The sequence below is a fragment of the Arhodomonas sp. KWT genome, assembly GCF_010993615.1.
This window is the reverse complement of the sequence record NZ_WNXE01000985.1, coordinates 1-611: the sequence shown is the minus strand read 5'-3', so window position 1 is coordinate 611 and position 611 is coordinate 1. Positions and strand designations below refer to the sequence as shown.

The following is a 611-nucleotide window of genomic DNA, read 5'->3' as shown; positions in this document are numbered from 1 at the left end:
TGGCCGAGCCGCGTCGCCTCGAAACCGGCGATGCGCTCCAGCGGCAGGTCGGGTACGTTGACGTTCAGGATCGTGTCCGCCGGCAGCGGGTCGCGGCGCAGCTGCTCGAGCAGTCTCTCGGCCACGGCAGCCGCCGTGTCGTAGTGGGTCGGCTCGTTGCCGGCGAGGGAGACGGCCACCGCGGGCAGCCCGAGGTGCCGGCCCTCCATCGCCGCCGCCACGGTGCCGCTGTAGAGGACGTCATCGCCGAGGTTCGCACCGGCGTTGATCCCGGAGACCACCATGTCCGGCTCCGGGTCGATCAACCCGGTCACCGCGAGGTGAACGCAGTCCGTCGGGGTCCCCTCGACCCGGAACACCCCCTCGCGGACCGGCCAGACCCGTACCGGCGTATCCAGTGTCAGGGAGTTCGAAGCGCCGCTGCGGTCGCGCTCGGGGGCGACGACCACCACTTCCGCATGCCGATCGAGCGCCGCGGCAAGGGCCCTCAGTCCCGGTGCGCGGTAGCCGTCGTCGTTGCTGACCAGAATGCGCATGCGCCTCCCCAGTGCCCGTCACAATGACGGCCAGTATACCGTGACTGCGAGCCGCATCCAGCAGTAGCGGTGCGT

1 protein-coding gene is annotated in these 611 nt (G+C 70.7%); it reads right to left on the bottom strand.

Annotated elements, in window-relative coordinates:
* A partial coding sequence (surE, locus tag G7A99_RS23680) for a 5'/3'-nucleotidase SurE (RefSeq protein ID WP_163144515.1) occupies positions 1 to 536 on the bottom strand: 536 nt, incomplete at its 3' end.
* Positions 537 to 611: the final 75 nt, after the last annotated feature.